Origin of the sequence: Micromonospora sp. NPDC049203, assembly GCF_043197215.1 — a bacterium.
In the GTDB taxonomy this organism is placed as follows: domain Bacteria; phylum Actinomycetota; class Actinomycetes; order Mycobacteriales; family Micromonosporaceae; genus Micromonospora.
In genome coordinates this window covers 18,964-37,841 of record NZ_JBICSV010000019.1, presented here as the reverse complement: position 1 = coordinate 37,841, position 18,878 = coordinate 18,964, and the positions used below count along the sequence as shown (strand labels likewise).

At 72.3% G+C, this 18,878-nt stretch carries 15 protein-coding genes and 1 pseudogene; 7 read left to right on the top strand and 9 right to left on the bottom strand.

Features of this window, described 5'->3' with window-relative positions; translation table 11 throughout:
- A partial coding sequence (locus tag ACGFIA_RS28440) for a non-reducing end alpha-L-arabinofuranosidase family hydrolase (RefSeq protein ID WP_357479806.1) occupies positions 1-737 on the bottom strand: 737 nt, incomplete at its 3' end.
- Between the two features lie 204 nt (positions 738-941).
- Between ACGFIA_RS28440 and ACGFIA_RS28435 the strand changes: the two are divergent.
- The 5 genes and pseudogenes from ACGFIA_RS28435 to ACGFIA_RS28415 all read left to right on the top strand — a co-directional run bounded on the left by ACGFIA_RS28435 (position 942) and on the right by ACGFIA_RS28415 (position 4,505).
- A pseudogene (locus tag ACGFIA_RS28435) lies at positions 942-1,332 on the top strand (hypothetical protein).
- A 74-nt stretch (positions 1,333-1,406) separates the two neighbouring features.
- Complete coding sequence (locus ACGFIA_RS28430; protein ID WP_357479803.1) at positions 1,407-1,748, top strand: DUF1330 domain-containing protein; 342 nt, start codon at positions 1,407-1,409, stop codon at positions 1,746-1,748.
- Positions 1,745-2,788, top strand: coding sequence for a P1 family peptidase (locus ACGFIA_RS28425; protein WP_357479815.1), 1,044 nt, complete (start codon positions 1,745-1,747; stop codon positions 2,786-2,788). The genes ACGFIA_RS28430 and ACGFIA_RS28425 overlap by 4 nt, the downstream gene beginning before the upstream one ends.
- An 80-nt stretch (positions 2,789-2,868) precedes the next feature.
- On the top strand, positions 2,869-3,612 hold the full coding sequence (locus ACGFIA_RS28420) for an EcsC family protein (RefSeq protein ID WP_357479800.1): 744 nt from the start codon (positions 2,869-2,871) through the stop codon (positions 3,610-3,612).
- Between the two features lie 254 nt (positions 3,613-3,866).
- Entirely contained in the window at positions 3,867-4,505 is a 639-nt protein-coding gene (locus ACGFIA_RS28415) for an excalibur calcium-binding domain-containing protein (RefSeq protein WP_357479797.1), read from the top strand.
- Between the two features lie 41 nt (positions 4,506-4,546).
- Here ACGFIA_RS28415 and ACGFIA_RS28410 read toward each other — a convergent pair whose 3' ends face one another.
- A complete protein-coding gene (locus ACGFIA_RS28410) occupies positions 4,547-4,924 on the bottom strand; it encodes a helix-turn-helix domain-containing protein (protein WP_357381843.1) in 378 nt (125 codons plus the stop codon).
- Between the two features lie 78 nt (positions 4,925-5,002).
- On the opposite strand from ACGFIA_RS28410, the gene ACGFIA_RS28405 reads away from it, so the two are divergent.
- Entirely contained in the window at positions 5,003-5,413 is a 411-nt protein-coding gene (locus ACGFIA_RS28405) for a Rid family hydrolase (protein WP_357479794.1), read from the top strand.
- Complete coding sequence (locus tag ACGFIA_RS28400) at positions 5,410-5,625, top strand: hypothetical protein (protein ID WP_357381847.1); 216 nt, start codon at positions 5,410-5,412, stop codon at positions 5,623-5,625. The genes ACGFIA_RS28405 and ACGFIA_RS28400 overlap by 4 nt, the downstream gene beginning before the upstream one ends.
- Here ACGFIA_RS28400 and ACGFIA_RS28395 read toward each other — a convergent pair.
- The 7 genes from ACGFIA_RS28395 to ACGFIA_RS28365 form a co-directional block, all read right to left on the bottom strand.
- Positions 5,610-8,540, bottom strand: a complete 2,931-nt coding sequence (locus ACGFIA_RS28395) for a CHAT domain-containing protein (protein ID WP_357479791.1) — start codon at positions 8,538-8,540, stop codon at positions 5,610-5,612. The genes ACGFIA_RS28400 and ACGFIA_RS28395 overlap by 16 nt on opposite strands.
- A 22-nt stretch (positions 8,541-8,562) precedes the next feature.
- Positions 8,563-10,965, bottom strand: a complete 2,403-nt coding sequence (locus ACGFIA_RS28390; RefSeq protein ID WP_357479788.1) for a CHAT domain-containing protein — start codon at positions 10,963-10,965, stop codon at positions 8,563-8,565.
- A 27-nt stretch (positions 10,966-10,992) separates the two neighbouring features.
- Positions 10,993-12,006: a hypothetical protein gene (locus ACGFIA_RS28385; RefSeq protein WP_357479785.1), complete on the bottom strand. Its 1,014-nt coding sequence runs from the start codon at positions 12,004-12,006 to the stop codon at positions 10,993-10,995.
- 130 nt (positions 12,007-12,136) lie between these two features.
- Positions 12,137-12,361, bottom strand: coding sequence for a hypothetical protein (locus ACGFIA_RS28380; protein ID WP_357381855.1), 225 nt, complete (start codon positions 12,359-12,361; stop codon positions 12,137-12,139).
- A gap of 39 nt (positions 12,362-12,400) precedes the next feature.
- Positions 12,401-14,887, bottom strand: coding sequence for a caspase family protein (locus ACGFIA_RS28375; protein ID WP_393262976.1), 2,487 nt, complete (start codon positions 14,885-14,887; stop codon positions 12,401-12,403).
- A 37-nt stretch (positions 14,888-14,924) separates the two neighbouring features.
- Positions 14,925-17,786 (bottom strand): AAA family ATPase, encoded by a 2,862-nt coding sequence (locus ACGFIA_RS28370; protein WP_357479782.1) that lies wholly within the window; start codon positions 17,784-17,786, stop codon positions 14,925-14,927.
- Positions 17,783-18,787, bottom strand: coding sequence for a hypothetical protein (locus ACGFIA_RS28365; RefSeq protein WP_357479779.1), 1,005 nt, complete (start codon positions 18,785-18,787; stop codon positions 17,783-17,785). The genes ACGFIA_RS28370 and ACGFIA_RS28365 overlap by 4 nt, the downstream gene beginning before the upstream one ends.
- Positions 18,788-18,878: the final 91 nt, after the last annotated feature.

The window sequence follows — 18,878 nt, the reverse complement described above, 5'->3', positions numbered from 1 at the left end:
TTGTAGGGCACCACTGTGAAGTCCTTCAGCGACACCCAGCCCGACCGGGGCTGCGCCAACGCACCTGTGGACGACCACCGGTACGACGACGGCAGGTTGCACGTGCCACCCGGAGGCGGCGTCGTCGGAGGCGGCGTGGTGGGGTTGCCGCCGCCACCGTCCACCCGGACGAGCTGCCACTGCTGGTTGGCGCCGTTCCAGTCGTCGTACTGGACGATGTTCCCGCCGTCGGCGGTCGAGGCGCCCTGCACCTCCACCACCTTGTTGCTGTTGCGGTTGATCAGCCGGACGTAGCCGCTGTCGGAGTCGGCCAGCCGGAACTGCTGGTTGGTCCCGTTCAGATCGGACCACTGCACGATGTTTCCACCGTTGGCGGTGGAGAAGTTGTAGACGTCGAGCACCTTGCCGGACAGCCGCGACTTCAGCCGGTAGTAGCCGCCGCCGGAGTCGACGAACTGCCACTGCTGCTGGTTGCCGTTGTTGCGGGACCACTGCACGATCCGCGCGCCGTCGTTCGTGGCCAGGTTGTAGACGTCGAGCGCCTTGCCGCTGTTGCGGTTCACGAGGACGTACCAGGCGTTCGTGTCGACGCTCGCGGCGGCGGCGGGCGCGGAAACGGCCGCCACGGCGGCGGCACCGACGAGTACCGCTGTCGCGCCAGTGGCGACGACTCGCGGCAACCATCCGCGCCGTCGCGGCGGCGACATCGTCGATGGGGACCTACCGAAAGCAAACATGTTCCTCCTTCAGGTCACACATGTTGTGAGCGCTAACAATGCGTCTTGGCGCGCTTACCCCACAGCCGGCCCGCCCCGCAGCCGTCCGCGCCCGCCCGGTGAGCCATCGACGCCGCCACCCGGTCCATCGACTGTGAGCGATAACACGTCGTTCGTCAAGTCGTAACATTCGATGGACGGGCCCCTCGCTCCTATGGTCGACGGGTGGACGACACGCAGGTACGGCACGCGTACGGGGCGGTGGCGAGCCTCTACATCGACCTGTTCGGCACCACCGCGCAGGTGCATCCGGACGACCTCGCCCTCATCGAGCGTCACCTGGCTGATCCACCTACCGCCGGCGGATCTCGACCGCGTGCTGGCGGAGTTCCGCCGCGCGATGGTGCCGGGTGGGCCGCTCGTGGTCGGCATCTTCGTCGGTGACGAGGTGGGCGCCTTCGACCACAAGGTCGCCACCGCGTACCGCTGGCCCGTGGACGAGCTCTCCGCGCGGCTGCGACGAGCCGGGTTCGCGGAGGTCGAGCGCCTGCTGCGCCTCGACGACGCCGCCCACCGCCCGCACGCCGCCGTCGCGGCCGTCGCCTCCCACCCCTGAGCGAAATCGGCGCGAAGGAATACCGGCAGCTGTGCCAAGATCGACGTTCGGAGCACGACGGCCGGAAGGACCCCATGCCCGCGTACGCCATCGCCCATCTCCAGGACGCCGCCCCGCATCCGGACATCGCCGAGTACATCGAACGCCTCCCGGCCACCCTCGCCCCCTACGGCGGCCGTTTCCTCGTGCACGCCACGCCGCACGAGGTGAAGGAGGGCACCTGGCCCGGAGCCGTCGTGATGCTCGGATTCCCGGGGAACGCCGAGGCGCGGGCCTGGTGGGACTCGCCCGCCTACCAGGAGATCGCACCGCTGCGCTCGCGGCACATCGAGGGCGACGTCATCCTGGTCGAGGGCGTCCCCGACGACTACACCCCGACCGGCATGGTGCAGGCGCTGCGGGCGGCGGCCTCCTGAGCCGGCCCGGCCGGCGCGCCCGCGACCTGGGGATCGTCGTCGGGGCGCAACCCACCGGACGCCTCAACGCGATCACCGACGTCCCCGGTGTGCTGGTCGGGCACACCACCGTCGACGACGGCGCCGACCTGCACACCGGCGTCACCGCGATCGTGCCGAGCGGGCTCGGCCCCGACCGGTGGACGCTGCCCGCTGCGGTGTACGCCGGCAACGGCCACGGGAAGCTCGTCGGCTCGACCCAGGTGGACGAGCTCGGCGTGCTCGAATCTCCGGTCGTGCTGACCGCCACGCTGTCGGTGTTCCGGGCGGCGGACGCGCTGCTCGGGCATCTCATGGAGCGTCGGCCGGACGGGCTGTCGTTCAACCCCCTGGTCGGTGAGACGAACGACGGGCACCTGTCGGACATCCGCCGCCGCCCGATCACCGGGGCGCACGTCTTGGCCGCGGTCGCCGGGGCGACCGGTGGGCTCCCCGCCGAGGGCTGCGTCGGTGCCGGCACCGGCACCACAGCCCTGGGCTACAAGGCGGGCATCGGCACCTCGTCCCGCACGGTCGGGACCGCCGGTCACACCCGGACGGTCGGCGCGCTGGTCCAGTCCAACTTCGGCGGCGTCCTCACCGCGCTCGGCGTGCCACTACCCGTCGACGAGCTGGTGCCGGCCGCCGACCGGACCGAACCGCCGGGCAACTCGTGCATGATCGTGGTGGCGACCGACGTGCCACTGGACGCGCGGCAGTTGCGGCGGCTCGCCCGCCGTGCGGTGTTCGCCATGGCCCGGGTCGGTGCGTCGTTCAGCAACACCAGCGGCGACTACGCGATCGCGTTCACCACGTCGGACCAGGCGCCGATCCCGGACGCCGCGATCGACCCGGTGTTCGCCGCGGTGCTGGACGCGGTGGAGGAGGCGCTGCTCAACTCGCTCTTCACGGCAGTCACCACCACCGGCGTGGGGGGTCGCACCAGCCATGCGGTTCCGCACCGGGCCGCCGTCGAGCGGCTGGCGGCAGCCGGTCGGCTCACGATCCGGCCGTACACCTGATCCACAGTAGATGGATGGTCGTGACCGACGGACGACATTCGTGTTGACAGCGGTGATCGATGCGGCTGGAGTGATGCGCCATGGACGACACCGCCGAATCCCGGCTCGACAGTGAGCAGACCGCGCCCGGAAACCAGGACGACGACAAGACGAGCCGTACCGCATTGGCGCTCGTGAACACCGTCAACAGGGTGGTGCGCAACGGCATCGGCCCGGTGACCGGCTCGGCGACCTGGGCCGAATCCCGGCTGCGGACCGTGCAGGGCGACAGATACGACAGCGCCCTGCTCGGCAAGCGCGGCGGCACCCCCGCCGAGGACGTCGACAAGGTGATCAGCCGGCTCATCAAGGAGTCGGTGATGGCAGCCGGGTCGGCCGGCTTCGTGACCGGACTGGGCGGCTTCGTGACCCTGCCGATCACGCTGCCGGCGAACGTCGCGGGAGCGCTCATCATCAACGTCCGCCTGGCGGGAGCGATCGCCTACCTGCGAGGCTACGACCTCGACGACCCGCACACGCAGGCGATGATCCCGCTCGTCGCGGTGGGCTCGAACATCCAGTCGACACTCAGCACGCTCGGCGCCCAGATCGGCGTCAAGCTGACCGAGCAGGCGATCAGGAAGGTCTCCATCGACCTGATCCGCAAGATCAACCAGAAGCTCGGGTTCATGCTGCTCGCCAAGTACGGCACGAAGCGGGCGCTCATCACGCTGGCGAAGGCCGTACCGCTCGTCGGCGGGGTCGTCGGCGGCGGCATCGACGCGACGCTCACCGCCGCGGTCGGCCGCTCCGCCGACAAGCTCTTCGCTCCGCTCACCGCCTGAGCCCACCCGGCGTCCCGCTCCCGGACCCCTCGCCGTCGGCCGTTCGGCGAGAGGGCGCCCCCGATCAGCTTCGGCATCGACGCCCATCCTGCGGCTGGGACCTGCCGTCTCGTCGCTTATCGCGCCGGTAACGGCCAGTCTGTCGGTTCGGTGACACTCCGGATCGGACTGATCGCTCCACACTGCCCGCTGTGACCGAACTCCCTCCCCAGAATCCGTGGCCCGGGCAGGGCTCGCCGCCCTATCGGCCCGGTATGCCGTTCGCGCCGTCCCGGCCGTCGTGGTGGCGCCGTCAGCCGGCGGCGATCAAGGTGCTCCTCATCAGCGGTGCCGCCGTCCTCACCTGCTGCGGCGGGCTGCTCGGCATCGGCATCGCCGCCGGTCCCGCCACCGAGCCGAGCAAGTCGCCGGAGAAGGCCGTCGCACAGGAGGTGCCGACGGTCGCGGCACCCGCCACCACGACCACCGCGCCCACGCCCGAGGCCGCCACCGCCTCGCCGGAGCCGTCGCCCTCGCCCACCACTGCCGCGCCGACGACCGCGAAGCCCGCGTCGAAGCCGAAGCCGCGCAAGACCACGGCACCCGCCGTCTACTACAAGAACTGCGATGCCGTACGCGCAGCGGGCAAGGCGCCGCTGCGACGCGGCCAGCCCGGGTACCGGACCGGGCTGGATCGTGACCTCGACGGCGAGGCGTGTGAGCCGGATGGCGGCAACGGCGACTCCGGCGGTGGCAGCACGGGCGGCGGCAGTACCGGCGGTGGCGGCAACGATCCGCGTTTCGGCACCTGCAAGGAGGCGAACGCCAACGGGTACGGCCCGTACACGCAGGGCAGGGATCCGGAGTACTACTGGTACATCGACCGGGACAACGACGGCACGGTCTGCGAGTGACACGCAACGCGGGGGCGGGCCGGGCGGTGCCGTCCCGGTGGTCACGTCAGCTCGGCGTCGTACGCCCGCCGGGCGCGCTCGATCCGGGCCATGTGGGCGTCGGCCCATTCGAGGAGTGCGTCGATCGGCGCGCGCAGCGTCTTGCCCAGCGGGGTGATCCGGTACTCGACAGCGACCGGGCGGGTCGCCACGACGTGGCGTTCGACGATGCCGTTGCGTTCGAGGCGTCGCAGGGTCGCCGTCAGCGATTTCTGGGTCACCGCCGGGATGGCGCGGCGCAGCTCGTTGAACCGGCACGGGCGCTCGCACAGCTCGTTCAGGACGCTCAGCGACCACTTGTCCAGCACCTGGTCGAGCAGCTCGCGGTGCGGCGCGTCGATGCGCAGCTCGTCGGCGCGAGCGCCTGCGGTATCGCCCATGAAACCAGGTCTCCTTGAAGTGTCCTCCGTCAACTAGGTATCAATGGTAAACCTCAGTTGCCCAGTGGAGGAGCACCGATGCCCGTCACCCGTCTCAGCCCTGCCGGTCTTCAGCCGAACACGCCGTACCACCACGTGGCAGTCGCCACCGGATCCCGCCACATTCACGTCAGCGGCCAGGTCGCCCGGCTGGGCGACGGCACACCCGTCGCACCGGGGGATCTGGCCGGGCAGGTCGCGCAGGTGCTGCGCAACACGGGCCGCGCGCTCGCCGGCGCCGACGCGTCGTTCCAGGACGTCGTCCGGTTGACCTTCTACGTCACCGAGTGGGCGCCCGAGAAGATCGGGCCGTTCATGGCCGGGATCGAGGCGGTCGCCGAGGAGCTCGGGTTGCCTCAGCCGCTTCCGCCGGCGTCGCTGACCGGCGTCGAGTCTCTCTTCGAGCCCGACGTGCTGGTGGAACTGGAGGCGACGGCGATCGCACAGTGAGCATCTTCCTGCTCGACGCGCAGCGTCCGCCCCGACCTGGGCTCATCCTCCTGCAGCTGCCTGAGCCGGCGCAGCCGCAGGGCCAGTCCGGCCGTGATCTCGTCCGGGTGGGCCCCGTCCGCGATCCGGTCCGTTACCGCCTGCCGAAGTTCCCGGACCAACAGATCTCGTATGTCCTCGGACATGTCGACCCCGATCAGCGGCCGCTGTAGGCCAGCGCCGCCCACAGGGCCGGCCGGGTCAGGTCGGTCGCGGTGACGGTGTTCAGGTGGGCACCGGGCAGATACGGCGGCACGATCCGATCGGGGTCCAGCATCCACCGTTGCACCACGCCGACCGCCTCGGCCGGTGGCCGCCGATTGTCGACCAGCTCCAGATGGACCAGGAAGAGCGCGAGCGCGGCGAACGACGCCGGCACGGCCCAACGCCAGCCGATCAACCCGGTGAACCCGGCGTCGAGCAGCGCCGGCACGAGGTCCGGCGCGGCCGGAGCGGAGAGGACGACCAGGCCACGGGCACCGCTGACCGACGCCAGGTCGAAGACTTCTCCGCCGGCCAGTTGCAGGGCCGTCCCGTCCAGTCCGCACGCGAGATGCAGGAGGGAGGCTCCGGCCAGGTGCTTGCATACGTCTTCCGGCCCACCCACCGCGTCGACCGGCTCCAGCGCGCGGCCCAGGCAGACCGACTGCGGGTAGAACAGCCGGCGCAGAATCATGACCTCGGCCATCGCGTCGTCTCGGTCGCCGCGCGGGTTGACCACGAACACCGGCTCCTCCGTGAGCGGCGGAACGGAGCGCGCGGCCAACCGGACGACGTGCGTGCCGGACGGGACGTCGGTGATGCGGACCTGCTGGCCCAGCCGACGGCCGTCAGCGGTGCACACCGCGCCCAGGCCCACCCGGCTCAGTCCGCGCGTCGCGGCCACCAGTATGCGCCCGGCGGTCCACCGGCCGAGGATCGCCGGCCAACCGGGATCGTCCGAGACGAGCGGATCGGTGACCGGAAGGTTCGCGAGCACGTCGAGCCGACCGGTCGCCGGGTCGAGGCAGAGCACCCCGGCGGTCAGCCCGGCATCGTCGGTCGAGTGCACATAGAGCAGGGCAGCCGCGCCGATCTCGCGGACCGCGGCGGCGACCTCGGCCGGAGTGGGCACCGTCACGATCGGTGTCTCGGCCGGCACGACTCCGACGAGGACCGCCAGCACGTCGTGGGTCAGCGAGTCGGCCCCGGCCCGCTTCGGCGCGACCGCGGCGATCTCCAGCGCGGTGAACGCCTCCGCCCCCCGGCCCTCCGCGAGCATCCACCCGGCGAAGCGGGTCGCGTCGGCGGGGTCGACGTCCGGGCCGTCCAGCGCGTTGCGGCCGGCGTCCCGGCACCGTTCGGTGTCGCCGACGGCACCCCGCCGGCGGTACGCCTCGGCCAGTCGCCACCAGGTTCGGGTGCGCAGGCCGCCCTCGTCGAGCAGCCGCACGACGCCGGCCAGCCGGGTGATCGCGTGGTCGGGATCGTCCCCCAGGCGCAGGCGAGCCGCGCCGAGAACGGCCCGGGCCGATGGCGACGACCGGTCCGCGGCGGCGTCGAGAGCCGTCCGAAGATCGGCTGGATCGTGGCGAAGCAGCGCGTCGAGAACCGCTGTGAGACCGCCGCCGCTGCCCGCGCCGCCCGCGGCCGGGGAGCAGTTGTGCACCGCGGCGGCGAGCCGGGCGTGTGCGGCGGCCGTATCGAGCGGACCCCGCCAGGGATGACCGGCCGGCACGTCGGCCACGGCGGCGAGCGGGTCCGGACTGCTCAGGCCGCCGGAGTGCAGCGCGGACACCGTCCGGCACAGTTCGGCAAGCGCGCTCACCACGGGCGGCCGGGATTCGATCCGTTCCGCGTACGCCAGCAGGTCGTCCGCGATATCGGCGATGGCACCCGACAGCGGCCGCGTCTCGTCCAGCAGACCACCTGCCGCTTCCACGAGCGCGACCGCGGCGGGATGGCCGGGTGGTACGCACCTCGTCGCCACCAGAAGGTCTCGCGCGCCGGCCCGGCGGGCGTCGCCGCCGGCGTCCTCGTCGTCCCAGCCGCTGCCGTCGCGCCGCTCCCGAAGGCACAGCCCGACCACCGACAGCAGCCGGTCGAGGCCCAGTTCGACCGGGTCACCACCATCCTGCGCATCCACCGCGTTGGCCGTCGCCCCGACGAAGGCGTCCAGGGCGGCGGGCTCGATCTCGTCCGGACCGGCCAGCAGCATCGCCAGAGCCTGCTCCCAGACCGGCTGATCGCGGTCGAGGGCCAGCGCCGCGAGCTGCTCCCGGGCAGCCCGGCGGGCGGAGGCCGGCTGCGTGCTGGTTGCCGCCGCTGTCGCTGGCGTGGGCCGTCGCGGTGGCACCACCGGGGCGGACTGCCCGTCGCCGCGCATGGCGGTGACCGGATAGTCCAGCGGGTCGGTCAGGTTCGCCCGGTTCCACAGGTCGGTCGGCAGGCCGTTGCGCTGCAGGTCCCGCAGGCGCGACATGGCGTCGATGATTTTGCTCAGGTCGAAGTCGGCGATACTACCGCTGAGCAGCGGGTGGATCGACTCGGCCACGACCAGCATGGCGCGGGTGATGCTGGTGACGTCGGTGCTCAGGACCGGCCCGGCGAGCAGTTCCCGGAACAGTCGCGCCGCCTCCTCGGCATCCTGGGCCGCACCCGACGACCCCCCGCCGAGGAAGCCGCCGCGTGCGGCAGCCGGGCTCATCGCCTCCGTGGCCCGGGCCAGATACAGCTGCCCCAACGTGATGCGAGCCACGACTCCCTGCATCGGTGCCAGGCCGGGGAACCCGGTCGCCTCGGTGAGCACGGCGATGCCGGTGTTCCGGTCCTCCGGCCCGCTGCCGTGCGTACCGTGCCGGGCCGCCAGGAGCATGCCGAGCCGGACGGCCACCTGGCCACGGACCGGGTCGCCGGGGTCGACCAGCCGGTAGGCCTCGGCCCACGCCTCGATCGCGGCGGACAGGAGACCGAGTGCCGCCGGCCGGCCCGGTCCGGCCCGCCAGTATTCAGTGGCCAGCACCTGCCCGAGCTGGGTCAGCTTCGGCAGCCGGGCCGGTCCGGAGATCCGGGACAGCTCCTCCCGGAGCCGCTCGATGGAGTCCTGCATGGCGCTACCGCCCTTCGGTCGGTCACTGTCCCCAGTGGGTGAAGCCGGCCCACGCCACCACCCGCGCCGGGTCGGTGTCCGCGAGCATGCGACGCAACGGGCCCGGCATGGTTCGGGGCGGCTGCCGGTCACCGTCGAGCATCCAGATCTGCGCCCGGCGCAGTGCGTCCCAGACAGCGCGGTGCTCGGTCGTCAGGAAATGGTGGAACATGAACATGAGTAGCGAGGTGTCCTGATCCGGGATGCTCCACTGGGTGGAGAGCACCGAGCGGGCGCCCGCGGCCAGGAACGTCGTGCCCAGGCTGTACGCCTCGTCGTACCCGTGGATCGAGCGGCCGGTGTGGCAGGCGGCAAGCACGACCAGCCCGATCGGATGCCGGTCCGGATCGGCCAGCAGCGTGATCAGCTCGTCCGCGGTGAGGTCCCCACCCGCCAGCAGCAGGCGCGACGACGTCGAGGCACGAGCCGTCTCGATCACCCCGTGCGAGGCGAGGTGGAGCATCGTGCCGGCCTGGGTGGCGTCGGCGAGCAGCCAGGAGCGTACGTCGGCGGGCGTACCCGCACCGGAGGGGCTCACCCTTCCGTTCGGCCACCGCCCGACGTAGGTGGCCGCGGGATAGAACGACTGATGGATCCCGTACGCCTCGAGCCGCGCCGACCGCAGGTCGGCCGCACGCCGGCCGGTGTCCGGGTCGGCCAGCACCATGCCGCCCGAGGTCAACCGGACCGGCTCGGCCGCGGCCGTGTCACAGAACATCCGGGCGGACGCGGCCTGGGAGAGCGCGACCCGCTCCACCAGGTAGGTGCCGCCCGGGTCGCGCGCCGCCTGCCACGGCACCCGGGCCAGGTCGCCCATCGGGATGAGCACGAGACGTGGCACGCGATCGGCGCTGAGGAACGGTTCGACCAGCGGCCCCATCGCGGCCTTCCACGCCCAGCCGCACAGCGCGTCGACGCGGTCCGCGAACTCGGCCGGATCGTCCGTCCCGACCTCGCGCGTCGTGTGGTCCGGGGAGCGACCGGCCACGGCCGTCAGGTACCGCTCGACATCGGTACCTTCGCCGACGGTGAGGTTCGGCAGGGCCAAGAACCACGGTTCGCCAGCGGCCGGGGCGATCACCGCCCAGCCCGGCGTCGGCGGGTCGGTTGGTACGAGATAGGCCAGCGCGTCCACGCCGAGCCGACGTAGGGCGTCCCGGATCTCGTCGAGGCCGGGCGGGTCGAGCAGCCCGGTGTCGCGTGCGAGGACCTGCAGGACATCCTCCCGGAGCAGGGGGTCGGGGGTGTCGGTCGCCCGCCACCGGGCGGCCAGTTCCGGGTGACCGGCGGCGGTGAGCCGAGTGGCCGGATCGCGCAGCTCGGTCGCGGCGAACAGCATCAGGGCGCGTCCGCCGTCCAGCGCCCGGAGCGCGTCCTCGGGCTGCTGCTCCACCAGGCAATGGCTGGCGGTCACGATCGCCTCGGTGGCCGCCTGCCCGGCCACGGCGCGCGCCGTGGCCGGGTCGGGTTCCAGCAGCACCCGCCAGGCGTAGCCACGCAGCCCTTCGAGCATGGCGAGCCGGGCGGGCGACGCCTCGCCCAACCGGTTCCGCAACTGACCGAGCATGCCGGTGACGTACGACCAGTACTGATTGCCCGGACCACCGGCCAGATCCCGTGCCCGCTCCAGCACGGTGACCGCCTCATTCACGTCGGACAGCAAGCCGGTGACCGTCGAGCGGTGGTACAGGCCCAGCGCCAGCGACGCCAGGTGGAAGACGTGGTCCGGATGGTCCTCCGGGGTGAGGGACACCGCCTCACGCAGATCAGCGATCGCCGCGGCGATCCTGACCTCGTCCCGTTCGTCGCCCATCCGCAGGGCCGTGCCGCCCCGAGCCGCCAGGTGCAAGGCGCGTTCCGCGTCGGAGGACCCGGCGCGCGGCAGCGGCAGCGCGCTCGCCTCACCACGGGTTGCCGCCTGCAGCGCCCGCACCATCGGCATGACCTCGGCCATCGACTCGCGCAGCAAATTGCCCTGCGGCAGCTCGTTCGTCCGGTCCGCCAGGTCGGCCAGCATCGCCACGGCGGCCGAGGTGTCCCCGCCCTGCTGCGTCTGCAACGCGTCCAGGTAGCCCGGAAGCAGTCCCATCAGTTGGTCGCCCTCCGGGTGACCCGCGACCATCGCGCCCAGCTCCGTCACCGAGGCACGGAGCCGGCTCCCGTCACCGATCGAGTACCCGGCGGCCAGTTCCAGGCCCTTGCGGGCGACCTCTGCCAGCGCCTCGACCTGCGGGTCACCACGGTGCTCGGCGATCACCGCATCGATCTCGGCGATGGCCGCGCGAGGGTCGGTCATGGTCCGGTAAGCGGCGGCCTCCAGCAGCCGCAGAACCCGGTTGATCCCGCGCATCCGTCGGGCGACGTTCGTCTCGTCCGGCCGGCTCATCGATGTCCGCCTCCCTGCGTTCGCCTCCTACGGTTCTGACGGACGATCGCGCCGGCCGAGCAGCTCGACGACGGTCGCGACGATGTCGTCCAGCCGCTTCCGGTCGCTGATGAGGGCGGCCACCCGATCCGGGTCGGCCGGGTCCTCGCCCGGCGGACGGTCCAGGTCGTGCTCGGTGGTCAGCTCACCGAAGACCGTGGTCAGCACGTCCGTGACCACGACGTGCGGGTCCTCGCCGGCCGTCATCCGCCCTTCGATGAGATCGATCGCACGGGCGGCCAACTCCTGCAGCAGCGAGTCGTCCCGCTCGTGCCGGGCCACCAGCACGAGCGGCTCGGGCTCCGGGTGACCGGCTGAGAACGAAACCGGTGCCTGCTTGCGGCCGAGCGGTGCTTCCACAGTCCGCTCGTACCATCCGGGCCGGCGCCGCATCGCGGCCAGGACGACCTCCACCTCGGCGGCGACCGCCGGCTCGCCGCCGTGCTGGTCGCCGGTGAACTGGGCACGCCGCTCGGCCCAGCCGGTCAGCGGCCACAGTGAACCGCCCGCGGTGGCCTCGGTGCCCACCCAGTCGAGGATCAGTCTGGCCAGCTCCACCAGCCACGGATCGTCGCCGAGCGCGGCGACCAGGTGCTTGGGTACACGCGGACGCTGCGGAGCCCCGCGCTCGCCCCGGCGCCGGCGGTAGCCGTCGACGGTGGCGCGCTGCATCCACCGGACCAGCCAGCCTTCCAGGTTCTCGATCGGCACATCGGCGTGGGCGAAGAAGTCGTCCAGGACCGCCTCGACGTCGTGGTGGAACCGTTCGAGGCAGTCCGGGGCGAGCCAGGGCAGGCCCTTGGCGCACAGGTGGCGACGCCTGCGCTCGATCGGCTGGGTGACGCGCAGGAAGACGAGCTGCCAGGCGATCTCGAAGGCGCCGCTGCGGAGAAGCCGGCGCTCCTCGGCTGACGCGTGCCGGAAGTACTGAGCCAGCTGTCCCTGCCGGGCCAGCTCGCGGACCCGGTCCGCGTCGGCGGACTGCTTCTGGGAATCTGCCACGACAACCCCTCCTGCCTCGACCTTCGCCTCGATGGTCGAGGCAGGGGCGAGGCGCGGGGAGGCGCCGGCGGCGAGATACCGGGGATTACGTACGGCGGCCCGCACGATACGTACGGGCCGCCGGAAAGACTCAGGACATCTGGCTGGGACGGGGATCCCCGTGCGGGTCGAACACCACGAAGGCCGTGGTGGCGCCGTTGAGGTAGACCGTGACCGGACGCCGCTCCTTGTTGTAGAGGCGAAGCTGGACAGTGGTGCGGTTGACCATCGCGTCCTCGACGGCGTGGGACACGTCCTGCGCGTCCTCGTCCGCGACCGACCACTCGGACTGGCCGATGATGAGCTTCTTGTCCATGCGGTTTGGATCCTTCCGGTGATGTGAACGGGTGGACGGTCAGGTCACCTCGTCGACGGTGAACGTGAACGAGAAGTCCTGCGGATGCCGCTCGTGGCGGCCGATGCCGAACTGTTCCTGTGCGAGCAGCGAGGTGCGGTACAGCCCGATGCTCGGGCCCACCACGCCGGTGAGCAGCTCGTAGGCCGTGTTGACCAGGACCGCCCCGGCGCCCGCAACGGCGACCGCCATGGCCGCGTGCGGGGCGGTCAGCGCCAGCCCGGCCACCTGGAGACCGGCCTCCTGCACCGCCGGGCTGGTGAGCCGCTGCTCGAGCAGCGCGCTGAGGGCGAGGCTGCCGCTGGTGTCGCGGGAGACCCAGACCGCGATGTCGAGGAAGTCGACCGCCGGGCCGTGATAGATCAGCACGTCGTCGAGCGGGAGCCGCTCGCCGTCCCGTACGTTGCTGAACCGCATCGTCGCCGCCCGGTAGACCGGCTGGCTGCCCGGTCCGCCGGTGAGCACGACCGCGTCCACCCGCACGTCGGCGCTGCCCAGGGCCCGGTTGCGGTGCACGGTCAGCTCGGCGATGCGGACCGCCACCCGGGTCGGCGTCGTGCCGCGCGGCGCCAGCAGCCGGATGGGCTGGGCCGGGCGGTCGTCGACGAGGAACGTCGCCCGCTCGGTGATCGGTGGAGGGGTCGGGCTGACGACGAAGTCGATCGGCTGAATCGCGTAGCGGACCTGGGACGCGGGCGCGTCACCGATCTCGCGGCTCATCCCGTCCGCGATCTGGGCGAGCAGGTTCTCCAGCCCCGACCGGGCCCGGCCGTCGCGGAGCCCGCGCTGCTGGAGCACGGAGACGTCCACCGGACCGTCACTGATCAGCACCAGGACCGTCTCGGGCCGGGGTACCGCCGGATCGATGCTGGACGGCCAGGTCATCGGCACGCCGGTCAACCGCCGCCGGTCCTCGTCCCAGCCGTGTGTGTAGGACGCACCCGCCGCCAGCCTGATGCCGCCGGGGTCGGACTGGTTCAGAACGGCGATCCGGGAGGAGATGCCAATGTCGATCAGCGACACGTACACCGCGCGGTCGCCCTCGTTGCGCACCCGGAACCAGACGCGTTCATCGGACTGGGCGAACAGCAGGCTCCCGGTGAGCTCGAGCGGCTCCTCCCGCCCGTCGCGCACCCGCCCCCACTCGATACGTACGTCGTGCCGGAGCGACCGGTCCGGGTCGCCGGCCAACCGCCGCAGCGCGCCGGCCTGGGCGATCCGCTGGAGGTTGGTGACGATCGCGGCGATGTCGGCGTGGGTCGCCGGTCGGGGCGCGTGCAGCGGGCCGTAGTCGTCCCGGATGACGAGCCGGCCCTGCTCGTCCGCCACCACCTCGACGGTCGCCCGGACGCCCGGCTCGGCCGGTCGCAGCATGGGCCGGGCGGCCAGCACCTCGATCAGGTCGGCCGTCGCCGGGTGGCCGGCCGGCAGGCGTACCGGCATGGCGGGCGCGGACGCGCGGACCCGGCGTGCCCGCGCGCCCGGTGGCAAGGGCTGCCCGGCGAGCTCGGGCGGCAGCTCGGCGACCGCCGCGGTGGGCAGCAGCCGGGTGACCGAGACCGTGCCGAGGTCCGTGTCGCCGGCACCGATCGCGAACTCGTCGCCTACCTCGACCCCGAGCAGCGGCGCACCGAGAAGCTGGATCCGGGTCGGACCGTCGGCCGTCACCGGCAGCGTGTCCAGCGGATCCAGCTCGGTCACCTCGAACGGCACCCGGCTCGACGGCCCCTCTGCCTCGGGCCGTTGGGTGAAGACGATCGCCTGCACCCGGCGACGCACGGCGTCCATCAGGGTCGACCAGTTGACCCGTAGCCCGTCCGTCTCCCGCAACGCCCGGGTCAGCGCGTCGGTGAGCAGCCCCATCTGGACGCCGTCGGGGTTGGCGTCCTCGAATGCCGCCTCGGTCGGCGCGCACGCGACCACCCGGACCGCCAGGTCGTTGCCGATCAGCGGGCGTCGGTCGATGGCCAGGCCGCCGGCGACGAGGCGGTGGACGTGCCGCTCGACGCGCTCGTACGTCGGCTGCCACTGTCCCGGCTTCGTCCGCAGCAGGGCCCGCACCCGTGGGCCGGACTGACGGGACATGTGGGCGGCGTGACAGCAGTCGAGCACCACGGTGACGTTTGGCGCGCGTTCGGTCAACCGGGCGAGCAGCACGGACAGCTCCGGGTCGGTGATGCCCCGGAAGTCGTCGTCGTCGGAGTCCGAGTAGTCGTCCGGGACGATGAACTGGATGGTTCGTCCGTCCGTCCCCCGGATGCGACCGCCGTGGCCGCTGTAGTAGACGACGTACGCCTCGTCCGGGGTGGCGTCGGCGATGAGCTTCTCGTACGCGTCGAGGATTCCCGCCCGGGTGGCCTGCGGCGTCACCAGCTGCTGGACCGCGAAGCCACGCGCCCTCAGGGTCTGCGCCATCGCCTTGACGTCGTTGCGGACTCCGGTCAGACCGTGGGTCGCCGCACCGATCAGAAGTGCCTTACCCGTCATGCCCATCTCTGACGGACGGCACGCCGGGCATGAGCGCTCAGTCGAAGAAGTGTTCCTCCCGAGCCCGGGTGATCGCCTCGACGGCGCTGTGCACACCGAGTTTCTTGTAAACCCGGCCCAGTTGGGTCTCGACAGTCCGCTTGGACACGTCCCGCTGGCTCGCGATCCGGGCCACGTCACTGCCCTGATAGAGCAGGCGGAGAGTGTTCAGTTCGGCGGGGGTCAGCTGGTACGGAAGCCGAGCGGGCGCGGGGCGATCGCCCAGGTCCAGGTCGGCCCTGCGGGCCAGCGTCCGCACCCGTTCGCGCAGCGGTGCGGCACCGAGTTCCGTCGCCGTCTGGTAGGCGATGCGGGCGGGTTCCCGGGCCCCGGCCCGCTCGCCGGCCCGCAACGCGGCCTCGGCCTGGCGCCACCGGGCGTACGCGGCCGGGAACCGCCGGTCCAGCGCCGCCCATCCGTCGGCCACCTGGCCCCAGACCCGCGCGGTGTCGGTCCTGCGGATCCGCCGCCGTTCCGCCGCCAGCAGCCGCGCCAGCTGGGCGGTTTCCTCCGACACCGGTGCGCGCCGCACGGCCTCGCCCGCCAGCAGGGCGAGGCCGTCACCGGCGTCCGCCGCCTCCTGGTCGGCGGCGCAGCGCATCCCGACCGCGCACAACCGCAGCAGCTCCAAGGTGTTCTCACCCTTGCGCACCGCGGCCAGCCCCCGGCCCACCTCCGCCACCGCGCGGGTCAGATCGCCCTCCTCGATCGCCAGCTCGGCGCGGATCGCGTGCAGCGGCCCGAGGAATCGCGGATCGGCGCCGTGCTCCACGTCGTCGATCGAGGCGAGCAGCTCGCTCGCTCGCCGGAGATCGCCACGGTGCACCTGGATCTCGGCGAGCGTGAGACGGGGATACAGGCTTTCCGCCGGACGCAGATCCTGGATCGCCTCCGTGATGATCCGTTCGGCGTCGTCCCACTCGCCCAGCAGCACCAGCGCGGCGCTGGCGTTGTTGGCCACGATGGTGCTCTGCCGGCTGTCGGTCAGGCCGAGCCGGCGTGCCTCGTCCAGCCCGTCCCGCGTGACCTCGGCGGAGTCGCGCAGCCTCCCCGCGTGTTCCAGGATCAACCCCAGATTTCCGTACGACCGGAGCAGGTCCTCGATGTGCGCCACCGACCGGGCAATCTCGATGGACCGGCGGAGCCGCACCTCGCCCTCGGGATCGCCACGCATGCCGAGGGCGAGCCCGGAGACGTTGAGCGCGCGGCCCTCCTCGGCGTACGCCCCCACCTCGATCGCCATGCCCAGCGCTTCGTCGGCGGTCTTTCCGCCCTCCTCGTAGCGGCCGGCCTGGAGGTGGGCGAGGGCGATGCCGGCCAGCACCCGGGCCTGCACGGCCGACGGCGGCCGGTCGGCCAGCAGGCGCGCCGCCTCGCGGAAGGCAGCAGCGGAGTCGGCCCATCTGCCCGCCTCGGCCAGGTAGTTGGCCCGCCGCTCGTGCAGCTCGCCGAGCTGCCCCGGGTCGCCGCCGTGGTCCGGCGCGTCGATGGCCTGCTCGACCAGCTCGATCGCCCGGTCGACCCGCCCGGACCAGCGCGCCGCCGCGGCCGCCTCGGCGAGCAGCCGGAATCGGGGCATTCCGGCCCGCGCCTCGGCGTCCTCGACTCGATGCCACAGTCGCAGGGCCCGGTCGAACTGCAGATCGGCGGAGGGGAACGCCAACGTGCGGGCGGCGGCCTGACCGGCCGCGACCGCGTACGTCAGCGCCTGCGGCCACACTCCCGCCTGGTACCAGTGGATCGCCTGCTCGGCCGCGGCCGAGCCCTCGGTCACGCACAACCGGGAGTCGGCGGCCAGCGCCTCCGCCATCGCGACGTGCAGTTCGACGCGAACATCGGGGGCGGTCTCCTGCAGGACCGTCTCGCGCAGCAGCGCGTGCTGGAACCGGTACACCCCCTGGCCGGCGCTGAGCATCTGGTGGTCGGCGCACTCGTGCAGCGCGTCCCGCAGAGTCTCGGCCGGCATGCCGCTGACCGCGTGCAGCAGCTGCCGGCTCATCGCGCGACCGGCCACGGCCGCCGTCTGCAGGACCCGGAACGCGTCCTCGGTCAACTGGCTGAGGCGGCCGAGCATCATCGACCGGATGTCGGGCGGCAACGCGATGTCCTCGTCCCCGCCCGCCAGCGCGCCGGTGGCCATCAGCTGTTCGGCATAGAACGGAATCCCGTCCGACAGCCGCAGACACCGCTCGGCCAGCCGGCGGTCGACCTCGCCGAGCAGTTCGCGCATCTCGTCGAGGGTGAAGGGCCGCAGCTCGAAGCGGTCCGTGCGGCGCAGGAAGGTGGCACCACCGAACAGCTGCCACAACGGGTGGGCCCGCCCCACCGGCCGGTAGGTGCCGACCAGCAGCACCCGGCGATCCTCCGCGCGGGTCTGGGCGAGGTGCCGCACCAGGTCGAGCGTGGACGGATCGGCCCAGTGCAGGTCCTCCAGGATCAACACCACCGGGGCGTCCGTCGCGATGTGGTCCAGCATCCGGCGCACCGCGAGGAAGACCTGCAAGGGCACGCCCATGGAATCGTTGCCGAGGTCGAAGAAGGCGGTCAGTTTCCGGTACGCCGGGCCGCCCAGCTCGGTGGCCCGGCCCTCGCCGTACTCCAGGCCGAAGTTGTCCAGCACCTCGATCAGCGGTCCGTACGGCATGGGATCACCGAAGTGTTCCTCGCATGCCCCGGCCAGCACGTGGATGCCGGCCGGCCGCTCCCCGCGCAGGAACTCGCTCAGCAGCCGCGTCTTGCCCAGACCCGGCCCGCCGCCGACGAGTACCGTCCGGGCAGCGCCGTCGCGGACCTCGGACAGCCGCCGCGTCAACCGTTCCAACTCGTTCGGACGACCGACGAACGGCGACTCCTCGGTCACCTGCCACCTCCCCCAGGGTCGTCCGTCGTGCCCGCCGGCAGCACCTCCCGAACCACAGCCACGATCCGGTCCAGCTCGCCCGCGTCGCGCAGCACCAGGGCGAGCCGGTCGTCGTACGCCCGCCCGATCGGGCCGCCCCCGGCGTCGGCGCCGAACACCGCGTTCAGCACCTCGGCGACCACCACGCGTGCCGGCTCACCCCGGGCCAGCCGGGCCCGGATCAGCTCGACGGCACTGTGCGCCAGGGCGGTGAGGAGCCGCTCGCGCTCAGTGTACGCATCGACTGGCGTCTCGGTGCGGTCGTCGACCTGCTCCGCCGAGGCGACCGGGGCCTGCTTGTGACCGAGCGGTGTCTCCACGTACCGCTCGAACCACCGCGGCCGGCGGCCCATCGCCCGCAGTACGGCCCGGATGTCGGCCCGTACGTCGGCCTCCCCGTACGATCCGCCGGCGTGCCGCTCACAGTGCCGTGCCACCCAGCTGTCGGTCGGCCACAGGTCGTGACCGGCCGTGACCGGTGTGCCCACCCAGACGAGCATCTGGGTGGCCAGGTCGATCAGCCAGGCGTCCCCGTTCAACTCGGTGGCGAGCCAGGACGGCACCCGGGGTCGCTGAAGCGCGCCGTACGCCCCGCGCCGCCGACGATGTCCGTCGACTGTGGCCGGGACCAGCCGGCCGACTATCCAACCCTCCAGGTTCTCGATCCGCGTGCTCGCCCTGCGGGTGACGTCGTCGACGACGGCCTCGACGTCGTTCTCGAAGCGATCCAGGCATTCGTCGCTCAGCCGGGTCACCGATGCCGCACAGCCGACGTGGCCCCGCCGCATCTCGATCCGCCGGGTGAGCCGCCGGTAGACCACCGGCCACGCGATCGAGTAGGTCGCGCCGGTCAACCGCGACCGGTGCGGCCCGGTCGCACCCGCGATCGCGGTGGCCAGCAGGCCGCGACGCGCCAGATCCCGGACCTCCTCGACGCCGTCGGTTTGGGTCGATCCGAGCACGGCACCCTCCTAGGAGTCGGACCAACGAAGGTGACCAACTCTGACCCGGAGGACTGCGCAGCGTGAACAGCGGGACGATCCGTTTGCGTCA

Bases quoted from the DNA above. Each gene is read 5' to 3' on its own strand.
- ACGFIA_RS28430 (WP_357479803.1), top strand. From the start codon at position 1,407: ATGCCCGCGTACGCCATCGCCCATCTCCAGGACGCCGCCCCGCATCCG.
- ACGFIA_RS28420 (WP_357479800.1), top strand. From the start codon at position 2,869: ATGGACGACACCGCCGAATCCCGGCTCGACAGTGAGCAGACCGCGCCC.
- ACGFIA_RS28415 (WP_357479797.1), top strand. From the start codon at position 3,867: ATGCCGTTCGCGCCGTCCCGGCCGTCGTGGTGGCGCCGTCAGCCGGCG.
- ACGFIA_RS28410 (WP_357381843.1), bottom strand. From the start codon at position 4,924: ATGGGCGATACCGCAGGCGCTCGCGCCGACGAGCTGCGCATCGACGCG.
- ACGFIA_RS28405 (WP_357479794.1), top strand. From the start codon at position 5,003: ATGCCCGTCACCCGTCTCAGCCCTGCCGGTCTTCAGCCGAACACGCCG.
- ACGFIA_RS28395 (WP_357479791.1), bottom strand. From the start codon at position 8,540: ATGCAGGACTCCATCGAGCGGCTCCGGGAGGAGCTGTCCCGGATCTCC.
- ACGFIA_RS28390 (WP_357479788.1), bottom strand. From the start codon at position 10,965: ATGAGCCGGCCGGACGAGACGAACGTCGCCCGACGGATGCGCGGGATC.
- ACGFIA_RS28380 (WP_357381855.1), bottom strand. From the start codon at position 12,361: ATGGACAAGAAGCTCATCATCGGCCAGTCCGAGTGGTCGGTCGCGGAC.
- ACGFIA_RS28375 (WP_393262976.1), bottom strand. From the start codon at position 14,887: ATGACGGGTAAGGCACTTCTGATCGGTGCGGCGACCCACGGTCTGACC.